We start from the raw sequence: 3,455 nt of genomic DNA on the forward strand, positions 1-3,455 counted from the left end.
AAAAACTTTTCAAAAAGCCCGACGCCGGAAACGGCCTCGGGCTTTTTTGGCTTTAAAGGCTTTGCATATGGCGTTTTCAGCCGCGTTTATTTTCGTGCAGCGGTCGTGACCGCTGGCTTGAACGTAAACTGTTCCCGTACACTTCTGGACTGTGCCGGTTATTCCGTATCTGTATTTTTAAAAACAATAAATCACCGGTCTTTTCGAGGCTGTGTCATGACCAATCTTTTGCTCTATCAGCGTATCGCCCAGCAGCTTGCCGAAGATATTCGTCGTGGGGTGTATCAACCCGGTGAGCGTGTGCCTTCGGTTCGCAAGATGAGTTCGCAGCTCAATGTCAGCCATGCGACGGTATTGCAGGCTTATGCGAACCTTGAAGATCAAGGGTTGATCCGGGCGCGTCCTCAGTCCGGCTACTATGTTCATCAAACCCCGGCACTTACGGCTTCGACCCCGGATATCGCGCGGGTCGAGCGGCCTGGTCTGGTCACGCGCAGCAGTATCATCCAGCAAGTGCTCGAGGAATCCCGACGCGAGGGCGTGTTTGCTCTGGGCGCCGCTGTGCCTCATGTGGACTACCTGCCGGTGCGCGCGCTGCATCAGCAATTAGCGAAAGTGACGCGTTTTCACAGCCCGCGGGCCTTCAGCTATATGTTCAGCCCGGGTTTCGAGCCGCTGCGCAGGCAGGTCGCCATCCGTATGCGCGACGCCGGCGTGGTGGTCGATCCGTCCGAGGTGGTGATCACTCACGGGTGCGTGGATGCACTGCAGATGACTCTTCGCGTGCTGACCCGGCCGGGTGACCTGATCGCTGCCGAGTCGCCTGCTTATTACGGGTTGTTGCAACTTGCCGACCTATTGGACTTGAAAGTCATCGAAATCCCCAGCGACCCGGCCACCGGCATCAGTCTGGAGGCCTTGCAACTGGCGGCCAATCAATGGTCAATCAAAGCATTGGTACTGACTTCACGCCTGAGCAACCCACTGGGCGGCACCATGCCGGAGGAGCGGCAGAAGAACCTGCTGCGTCTGGCCTCGGACTTCGATATTCAAGTGGTTGAAGACGATGTCTACGGTGAGTTGATGTTCGAAGTCGGGAGGACCAAGGCGCTCAAGGCGTTCGATCGGCTGGGGAGGGTGATTTACTGTTCCAGCTTTTCCAAGACGCTGTCGCCCGGTGTACGCATCGGCTGGATCATCGCTGGCAAATACCAGGCAGAAATTCAACGTCTGCAGACTTTCAGCACGCATTCTGCATGCAGTGTTACGCAGATGGCGGTCGCCGCATACCTCGAAAACGGCGGTTACGATCGGCACTTACGTTTCATTCGCCTGGAATACCGCAAGAATCTCAGCGCCTTCCAATTGGCGGTGCAGCAGTTCTTTCCTGAGGGCACTCAGATGAGTCGCCCTGCGGGTGGGTTCATTCTGTGGGTTAGCCTGCCGGGCCGGGTCAATACTCAGGAGCTGCATGTTCGTGCGCTGGAGCAGGGTATCAGTATCGCGCCGGGGTTGATCTTCAGTAATACCGAGCAGTTCAATCATTGCATTCGCCTCAACTGCGGGATGCCTTGGAACAAAGAGGCTGAGCGGGCACTGATGACGCTGGGTATTCTGGCCAAGCAGTTGTGTCAGGAAGCGGTACATGTGTACTGAGTTGTAAAGATTTTTTGTCAATTGTTTTGAACTCTTGGCTTGTCAGGTTGGCCTCAAAAGCACAGCATGTGTTTCTTTTCCGGCTATTTGCCACTGTCTTGCCTGACTTTTTGCCTATGAATGTTTTTCGCTGTCTGGGATTGCTTGTCGTCGTGCTTCTGAGTGGTTGTGATGTCCAGGATCCTCCTGTGCCCAAGCCTAAAACCGAGGCGGTTATTACTGCTCCGGTCTCGCCTGAAGTGCACTTGAAGACCGAGGCTCCTGTGGAGGCGGTGGCGACGGATGCAAAACAGATAAAGGCACCCGATACCATGCATCAGTTGATGCCAGGTGTCCCGGTGGTGCCGGTAGTGGTGGGCAAGGAAAAATCACAACCATCAGCGCCTCCGGTGGCCAAGGCGGCAGTTTCTGAAAAGTCGCCTTCGAAAGTAGCGGCGGCCAAGGCGCCTGTCAGCAAGCGCAAGGACGCCAAAGACGCCAAAACGGCCAGTGCCAAGGATGTGCGCATCAAGTCGCCAAAGCTCGACCTGAGTTTGCCGCCCGAGCTTGTCAAGGAGCTGGACCCGCCCGCCAATGTGATTACCAGCAAGCGCAAGCCGATATTGCCGCAGATGTTCAGCGACAAGGGGGCTTCGGCCAACCCCGGCCCCTTTGAGCTTGAAGGTCGATTGCTGACCAACGAAATGCAATTGCAGATGCGCAACGAAAACCGTCGCGATGTCGAAGGTGCTGCGCTGGATTTCAAATTCAAGCAGTAATCCCTGCCTATCGTCCGATACGGCGTTTTCAAACAGACGTTTTGACGGTTAATATCCTTCCTCTTTTTCTATTTTTCAGTAAGGGTGTCTGGTCATGGACTGCCGTTCCGATTGTGGTGCGTGCTGCATAGCGCCTTCCATCACGTCTCCCATACCCGGCATGCCCGATGGAAAACCGGCAGGTGAGCGATGCCTGCACTTGTCGGTCGAGCTTCTGTGCGCCTTGTTCGGCAGGCCCGAGCGCCCTGCGGTATGCAGTCAGTTCAAGGCGGCGGAAGATGTCTGCGGAGTCGATCAGGCGGATGCCATTCGCCTTATTGGCTGGTGGGAAAAAGCTACAGCAGTTGCATGAAAGGGCGGTTTTTGGGCGCTAGTGCTTTGTCGGAACTTCAAAACAAGGAATAAAACAATGAGTCCGCTGTATCGCATCGCTGTTGCTTGTGGTTTGACTGTAATGCTTGCCGGAACGGCGCAGGCTGACGACTGGAAAGTGGTCAAGAACGAGGATGGCATCAAGGTTTCGTTGAGTGATGTGCCTGGGTCCGATTACAAGGCCTATCAGGGCATTACGCTGATCAATGCCAGCGTGAGCAAGCTGCGTGCGCTTCAAGAGGATGTTGCGGGGGCCTGCGCCTGGATTCATGAGTGCAAGTTACAGAAGATACTCAAGCATGAAGGTAACAAGACCTGGACCTACAGCCAGTTCAACACGCCCTGGCCGGTGACGCCTCGTGACTCGGTGCTGTTGATCACTACTCAGGAGGGGGCTGACGGCAGTATTACCCGGAATCTTGAAGAGCAGCCCACGTAAATTCCCGAGGAAAAGGGTTTCGTGCGTGTGACCGAGGTCAAGGGGTTCTGGAAGATGGTGCCCAAGGGGTCGAACCAGACTGAGGTGACTTATCAGGTTCACACCGAGCCGGGTGGTAGTGTGCCATCGATGCTGGCCAACAAGTTCGTTGTCGACGCGCCGTTCAATACGCTGAAAGCGCTCAGAGAGCGGGCTGCGCAGACGCAATAATCTGCAGTACGCACAAAAAA

3 protein-coding genes and 1 pseudogene are annotated in these 3,455 nt (G+C 55.4%); all 4 read left to right on the forward strand.

Annotated elements, in window-relative coordinates:
• Positions 1-216 precede the first annotated feature (216 nt).
• The 4 genes and pseudogenes from ALO64_RS11750 (at position 217) to ALO64_RS11760 (ending at position 3,435) form a co-directional block, all read left to right on the forward strand.
• Positions 217-1,656 (forward strand): aminotransferase-like domain-containing protein, encoded by a 1,440-nt coding sequence (locus ALO64_RS11750; RefSeq protein WP_044343273.1) that lies wholly within the window; start codon positions 217-219, stop codon positions 1,654-1,656.
• A gap of 116 nt (positions 1,657-1,772) precedes the next feature.
• The gene (locus ALO64_RS11755) at positions 1,773-2,414 is read left to right on the forward strand and encodes a translation initiation factor 2 (RefSeq protein WP_082303349.1); all 642 of its coding nucleotides are present in this window, start codon (positions 1,773-1,775) and stop codon (positions 2,412-2,414) included.
• 94 nt (positions 2,415-2,508) lie between these two features.
• Positions 2,509-2,766, forward strand: coding sequence for a YkgJ family cysteine cluster protein (locus ALO64_RS24245; protein ID WP_004664678.1), 258 nt, complete (start codon positions 2,509-2,511; stop codon positions 2,764-2,766).
• 57 nt (positions 2,767-2,823) lie between these two features.
• Positions 2,824-3,435 (forward strand): annotated as a pseudogene (locus ALO64_RS11760) (START domain-containing protein).
• Positions 3,436-3,455 lie beyond the last annotated feature (20 nt).

The sequence above is a fragment of the Pseudomonas meliae genome (assembly GCF_001400515.1).
Lineage (GTDB): Bacteria > Pseudomonadota > Gammaproteobacteria > Pseudomonadales > Pseudomonadaceae > Aquipseudomonas > Aquipseudomonas amygdali.